At 61.9% G+C, this 6,339-nt stretch carries 6 protein-coding genes and 1 pseudogene; 2 read left to right on the forward strand and 5 right to left on the reverse strand.

Translation table 11 applies throughout. The features are described 5' to 3' along the window. Window positions 1–131: pseudogene (locus tag EN994_RS36850) on the reverse strand (MarR family transcriptional regulator); the annotation flags it as partial. 115 nt (window positions 132–246) lie between these two features. Here EN994_RS36850 and EN994_RS13670 point away from each other — a divergent pair. Then, complete coding sequence (locus EN994_RS13670; protein WP_127307585.1) at window positions 247–654, forward strand: hypothetical protein; 408 nt, start codon at window positions 247–249, stop codon at window positions 652–654. Window positions 655–797: 143 nt separating this feature from the next. Here EN994_RS13670 and EN994_RS13675 read toward each other — a convergent pair whose 3' ends face one another. Further along, window positions 798–2,843, reverse strand: coding sequence for an NADH:flavin oxidoreductase (locus EN994_RS13675; protein WP_063167731.1), 2,046 nt, complete (start codon window positions 2,841–2,843; stop codon window positions 798–800). Between the two features lie 101 nt (window positions 2,844–2,944). Here EN994_RS13675 and queF point away from each other — a divergent pair, with 101 nt between their 5' ends. Next, window positions 2,945–3,406: a preQ(1) synthase gene (gene queF / locus EN994_RS13680; protein ID WP_010915503.1), complete on the forward strand. Its 462-nt coding sequence runs from the start codon at window positions 2,945–2,947 to the stop codon at window positions 3,404–3,406. 9 nt (window positions 3,407–3,415) lie between these two features. Here queF and EN994_RS13685 read toward each other — a convergent pair whose 3' ends face one another. From EN994_RS13685 to EN994_RS13695, 3 genes are all read right to left on the reverse strand, one after another. Then, window positions 3,416–4,027 carry a hypothetical protein gene (locus tag EN994_RS13685; protein WP_013532329.1) on the reverse strand — a complete coding sequence of 204 codons (612 nt, stop codon included), beginning with the start codon at window positions 4,025–4,027 and terminating at the stop codon, window positions 3,416–3,418. Window positions 4,028–4,031: 4 nt separating this feature from the next. Next, a complete protein-coding gene (locus EN994_RS13690; protein WP_027163240.1) occupies window positions 4,032–4,511 on the reverse strand; it encodes a DUF3828 domain-containing protein in 480 nt (159 codons plus the stop codon). Between the two features lie 96 nt (window positions 4,512–4,607). Next, entirely contained in the window at window positions 4,608–6,257 is a 1,650-nt protein-coding gene (locus EN994_RS13695) for an ABC transporter substrate-binding protein (protein ID WP_027163239.1), read from the reverse strand. Window positions 6,258–6,339 lie beyond the last annotated feature (82 nt).

The raw sequence follows: 6,339 nt of genomic DNA on the forward strand, positions 1-6,339 counted from the left end.
ACCGATAGCAGCGTGAGCCAGATCGGCAATGTACCTCCAGCCTCGACCAGGGCAGCATCGAAGGCCTGGGCAACCAGCTTGGCGGTTCGTCCGAGATTCATGCCGACTGGCGGGCGGTCAAAGGGTGTCATTGCAGGACCCTAGACGGTGTCATGCACGGATGGAACTGGCACGACTTATATATTGACATCTAACCATTCGATATCTAATTATCTAGAGATGGCGGGCTAAAGAGGAAATCCGGTCATGCAATATGTCTACATCGTCGTTATCGGTCTTCATGTCATGGCAGGCGTATGCTGGGCGGGCACGACCATCGAGGTCGGCCGTGACCCGGACATCCGGGCGGAACGGTTCTTCCGGCCGCAAATGGGCGCTGCCGGCCTGGTTTTCCTGACCGGCATACTGCTCTGGTATTTCTTTCACGAGGGTGTTTTCGGCTCGATGGAGAAGGTGCTGGCGCTGGGCATCGTGACGGCCCTGATCGCCGCCGGCGTGCAAGGCGCGCTGGTAGGCTCAACCAGCAGGCAGCTTGCCGGTGCCGATGCGGCAACGGAAAGGCAGTTGCGCGCGAAGATGACAAGAGGCGAGCGCATTGCCGGGGGGCTGTTGGTGCTGACAGTGCTGTGCATGGCCACCGCCAGAATGTTTTGAACGCCGCCACGCGGCACACCCTCACAGAATCGTGCGTTGTCTGGCGACGAGCCAATGACGCGCGAGCGCGCGGCCAGACCGAAGTACATGGGCTCTCGTACGCAGGTCCGGCCGCGCGCCACCGATCCTGGCAACGCCCAATTTCAGATCCGCAAGCCGAACCTGATGCCGTCGTAGATGGCGGCATGGATGTTGCGCGAAGCGACCGCGTCGCCGATGCGGAACAGTACAAAGCCGCCTTCTGGATTGCGCTTGGGGAAGATGTCGCCACCGCTCACCAGCCGTTCGTAGTCGACCGCACCGCCGTTCTTCGACAGAGGCTTCAGCGAGAGATAGAGATCATCGAGCGGCAACGTACCGTGCTCGACCACCACCTGGTCGACCCTGCGCTCGCCGCGCCAGCCATCGGCGAAATCCGATGCCAGTTCGGCGACCAGTTGGTTGCCCTCGCGGCGCACCGAACGCAGCCGCGTGTTGATGGTGATGCTGACGCCCTTTTCCTGAAAGGCGCGCATGTACGGCACATGGTTCATGCCGCCCATTTCCGGGGCAAAGAAACGTTCGGGCGAGACAAGTTCGAGTTTCGAGCCGGCATTGGCGATCAGTTCGGCGGCGCCCATGCCCTGATGGCCGCCATTGTCGTCATAGAGCAGTACATTTTCGGCCGGCTTGACGCTGCCGGCCATGATGTCCCAGCTTGAGGTGACAAGATTGTCGCCGGCCGTCAGCGGCGGGTTCTGCGGCAGGCCGCCGGTGGCGACCACCACCACGTCGGGTGACAGCGCCAGAACATCGTCCTTCTCCGCCCAGGTGTCGTAGCGGATCTCGACGCCGAGCCGGGCGAGTTCAGCCAGCCGCCAGTCGATGATACCGATCAGCTCCTTGCGGCGCGGATTCTGCGTCGCCAGTCGAATTTGGCCGCCGGCCTGGCTCGATGCTTCAAGCACCGTCACCTTGTGGCCGCGCTCGGCTGCGACCCGCGCAACCTCCAGCCCGCCGGCGCCGGCTCCGATGACCACGATTTTCTGCTTCGGTCCTTCGGTCTTGACGATGATATGCGGGATTTCGGCCTCGCGGCCAGTCGCGGCATTGTGGACGCAAAGCGCTTCGCCGCCCTCATAAATGCGGTCGAGACAATAGGTGGCGCCCACGCACGGGCGGATCTCATGCTCGCGGCCCTCCATCACCTTTTTGATGATGTGCGGATCGGCGATATGGGCGCGGGTCATGCCGACCATGTCGAGCTTGCCGGTGGCAATGGCGTGGCGTGCGGTGGCCACGTCGGATATGCGCGCCGCGTGGAAGGTCGGGAATTTCGTCGCCGCCCTCACCTCTCCGGCGAAATCGAGATGCGGCGACGAGCGCATGCCGGCCACCGGTATGACCTTGGTCAGCGCCGCATCGCTTTCGATCGAGCCGCGGATGATGTTGAGGAAATCGACCTTGCCGGAATTGGCCAGCCGCCTGGCGATCTCGATGCCCTCCTGTTTGGACAGGCCTTTTTCGAAATCTTCGTCAGCGACCATGCGGATGCCGACGACGAATTTCTCGCCGACCGACGCACGCACGGCATCAAGCACCATGTTGGTGAAGCGCAGGCGGTTGTCGAGCGAGCCGCCGAATTCGTCGTCGCGATGGTTGGTGGCCGGCGACCAGAAGCCGTCCATCAGATGGCCGTAGGATTCGAACTCGATGCCGTCCAGGCCGGCGGCCTGACAGCGCTGGGCGGCCGAAGCATAGTCGGCGACGATGCGCTCGATGTCCCAGTCCTCGATGGTTTTCGGGAATGCGCGATGCGCCGGCTCACGCACCGGCGAGGCCGAGAGCACCGGCAGCCAGTCGGCCTTGTTCCAGCCGGTACGGCGGCCGAGATGGGTGATCTGGATCATCACCTTGCAGTCGTGCTCGTGGCAGGCATCGGCGAGCTCGGCCAGCCACGGCACGATCCTGTCGTCATAGACATGCAGATTGCCGAAAGCGGCCGGGCTGTCGCGCGAGACGATCGCCGAGCCGGCGGTCATGGTCAGCGCCATACCGCCCTTGGCCTTCTCGGCATGGTAGAGCCGGTATCGCTGTTTCGGCATGCCGTCCTCGGAATAGGCCGGCTCATGGCTGGTCGACATGACCCGGTTCTTCAGCGTCAGATGTTTGAGCTGGTAGGGCTGGAGAAGCGGATCGTTGGAGGTCATCGTCTTCCTGCGGTTTCAAATTGTGCTAATGAGCGGCAAAATTCGTTTTCAAGCATGTCGTCCCGCACGCACTCCGGGCGCATGCGACAAGGATTGGGCCCATGATCGATACCAAAACTCTCACCCAGCTCGGTGCGCACGTCGAGACGCCACAAAGCCCCGAAGCAGCGGTTCTGGAGACCGTACCGTTTTCGCGCGGCGACGGGCCGCCGGCGATCGTGCGCTTCACCTGCCCGGAATTCACCTCGCTGTGCCCGGTCACCGGCCAACCGGACTTCGCCCATATCGTCATCGACTACGCACCCGATGCGGCTCTGGTGGAATCGAAGTCGCTCAAGCTGTTCATGACCTCGTTTCGCAACCATGGCGCCTTCCATGAAGACTGCACCGTCATGATCGGCCGCCGCATCGTGGCGGCAACCAAGCCGCTGTGGTTGCGCATAGGCGGCTATTGGTATCCACGCGGCGGCATTCCGATCGATGTGTTCTGGCAAACCGGCGCTCCGCCGGAAGGCGCCTGGCTCCCCGACACCGGGGTGGCGCCCTATCGCGGGCGGGGTTGAGCTCGCCCATCATTCGCACTGATATTGGCTGAGTGCCCATTCGCCGGTCACCGACAACAGGTCCGTGATCTTCCAGTCGCCATCGACCTTCTTGAATTTCCATTCCAGCCGGTGCGGGTTGCCCGATATGACGAAGGCGACGATGACCTTGGCCTGGTCACCGTTGATCGCCTCGAGCGTCTTCAGGCTCTTGTCTATCTCGGCCTTGTCGTAATCGGCATTGTCGAGCGCCATGTTGGGGTCGAGGCACTCGCCCTGCCCGGATTTGCGCAAGGCGTCGCTCTTGTCGAGCACGGTTTTGGCTGGATCGATGAAATGGCTTCGCTCGGCCGGATCGATCTCCAGCCCGACCTGATCGTAAAACGGCCGCACAACGGCGGTCGGCGAGCCCGGCTGGATCGGTGCGGCGGGCGCGGCTTCGGCCGGCGACCATCCAACCGGCGGCGTGGCCGGTTCTGCCGCTCCGCCCGGCGCATTTGCGGGCGGTGCAGCGCTGTCGCTCGGCTGGGTGTCGGCCGGGGCGTTTGCCGGCGGCGCACCCAACAAGCCTTGCGCGGCGGCGCCGCTCAGAGCCGCCAGCAGGCACACACCCGACAGTGCCACGAACCGGCGGTGGGCCATCGCTTCACTCCGGCGTCTGGCCGGCCATGCATTCCAGCGCGCTGAGCGTCCAGTCGCTGGTTTTGGAAGCGATGTCCGATATCTTCCACTTGCCGTCGATCTTCTTGAGCGACCAGAGCATTTCACGTTTGGAATCATCGCCTTCCGGAAACAGGCTGAAGGATGCCGTGACCTGTGCGTTGTCGCCATCCTGCTTCTCAGACAGTTTCAGCGTTTTCGAGACGGTTTTCTGATCGAAATCCTGAGCGTCGAGACCAGGATCGAAATCGATGCAGGCGACCTGGTCCGGGTTCTTTTTCGTTGCCTGGTCGTTCAGGTCGAACAGTTTCGTCACCGGTTCGGTGAACCGGTCCCGATATTGTTCGTCGGCCTCGAACTTGACCGCCGGGGCATAGAAGAACTTCACCGCGTCGGACGCCGGTCCGGCGACGGCTCCGGCCGGCAGGGCTATCGAAAGGGCGGCAACGATCACTGTCAGTCGCATGCAGAATCTCCGGCTTTTGACGGCTTGAGCCTATCAACACCACGTATCCTGCATATCGGCTTTTTTGCGGCTCATGAAGTCCTGCAGCACCTTGTTTTAGCCGTCCAGCCAGACGTTCTGAAGGTCCATCTCGAATGTCTGGTGGACACCATAGTTCTTCACCTTCTTGCTCATGTGGCTGTAGAGCTTCTGCCAGAAGGGCTGAATAATGACGCCCGAATCCTGCAGGATCTGCTCGACATCCTTCATGACCTCGCGTCGTTTCTCCACGTCGATGAGCGAAAGCGCCTGCTTGAGCTTGGCATCAAAATCGGGGTTGGAATATGCCGATTCATTCCAGGCCTCGCCGGTGCGATAGCCGAGCGCCAGCACCTGCACGCCAAGCGGGCGCATGTACCAGATCGTCATCGAATAGGGATATTTCGTCCAGTCGTTCCAGAAGGTCGAACCCGGCAGCACCGTGCGCTTCACCTTGATCCCGGCATCGCGCAACTGGCCGGCAATGGCGTCGCCGGTATTCTTCTGCCAATCGTCCTCGATGGTGATCAGCTCATGCTCGAAGTCGGCCTGTCCGGCTTCCGCCATCAGCTTCTTGGCGCCGGCGGCGTCGCGTGTCTTCTTGGGCAGCGCATAGTATTCCGGATGGATCGGGGCGACGTGGTGGTTTTCACCAGGGGTGCCTCGCCCGGCATAACCGAGTTCGAGGACCGCATTGTTGTCGACGGCCATTTGCAGGGCGTTGCGCACCCGCTTGTCGTCGTAGGGCTTGTGGGTGATGTTGGTGCGGGCAACCAGCGTCGTCGCCGTCGCCACCTCCGATTTCACCAGATCCATCTTGTCGAGAATGTCGATGAAGTCGGCGGGCGACTCGAAATTGAGGTCGATCTCACCGGATTCGAACGCGTTCACGGTGGCGTTGAAATCGGTGCCGTAGTCGACGAACTCGACGCTGTCGAGCGGCGCCTCACCACCCCACCATTTGCCATTCTCACGACGCTTGACGACCGCCTTCTGGCCGACATCGTAGGAGACCAGTTCGAACGGTCCCGTGCCGATCGGCTTCTTGATCGGATCGGCACCGTCGGCATCGAAGCTGCGATGGACGACGAGCGCCGGATAGTCGGTGAAATTCGGGATCAGCGAAATGTCTGGTTCGCTTAACTTCAGCTTGACCGTATTGTCGTCGACCTTGGTGATCGCGCCATCCCTGGCCTTGCCGGTCTTTGCGTCGATCAGCGCGCCGACCCGGGCGGCCATGGAATTGCCGGCGACATTCTTCTCGCACCAGCGGGTCAGATTGTGAGCGACGTCATCGGCGTTGAAGGCATCGCCATTGTTCCACGTGATGCCCTTGCGCACATGCAGCACGTATTCGGTGGCGTCGTCGTTGATATCCCAGCTTTCGAGCAGGACCGGCTCGAAGGTGAATTGCCTGGTATAGCGGACAAGCGGCTCCAGCCAGCAGCGCGAAATGTTCGCCAGTTCCACCCAGTCGTAAGTGCGCGGATCCTTCTGTCCCTTCACCGACATCGAGACGCGCAGCGTTCCGCCTTTCTTCGGCTCTTCGGCCAAGGCCCGATCCGGCACGGCAAGGCCGATCATGCCATAGGCAAGAGCCGTCGATGCGCCGAAGGCGCTTGCCAGCGCCAGGAACTCGCGCCGGTCGACACGACCCGCGCGTGCTTCGACCGCCATTGCCTCGATAGCGCTCGGCACGCGATCGCCACTGCTTCTGAAGAATGCCATTTTTTCCTCCCGTCTGGTTCCCTTTGATCTTGGTTCTTCGCCTCAACTGACGCTGTCCGGCAGCCTCTCCTCGCGCCGCGCG

Origin of the sequence: Mesorhizobium sp. M7A.F.Ca.CA.002.09.1.1 (genome assembly GCF_003998555.1) — a bacterium.
Classification (GTDB): domain Bacteria; phylum Pseudomonadota; class Alphaproteobacteria; order Rhizobiales; family Rhizobiaceae; genus Mesorhizobium; species Mesorhizobium ciceri.

Coding starts and splice junctions, on each gene's coding strand:
- EN994_RS13670 (WP_127307585.1), top strand. CDS start 247: ATGCAATATGTCTACATCGTCGTTATCGGTCTTCATGTCATGGCAGGC.
- EN994_RS13675 (WP_063167731.1), bottom strand. CDS start 2,843: ATGACCTCCAACGATCCGCTTCTCCAGCCCTACCAGCTCAAACATCTG.
- queF (WP_010915503.1), top strand. CDS start 2,945: ATGATCGATACCAAAACTCTCACCCAGCTCGGTGCGCACGTCGAGACG.
- EN994_RS13685 (WP_013532329.1), bottom strand. CDS start 4,027: ATGGCCCACCGCCGGTTCGTGGCACTGTCGGGTGTGTGCCTGCTGGCG.
- EN994_RS13690 (WP_027163240.1), bottom strand. CDS start 4,511: ATGCGACTGACAGTGATCGTTGCCGCCCTTTCGATAGCCCTGCCGGCC.
- EN994_RS13695 (WP_027163239.1), bottom strand. CDS start 6,257: ATGGCATTCTTCAGAAGCAGTGGCGATCGCGTGCCGAGCGCTATCGAG.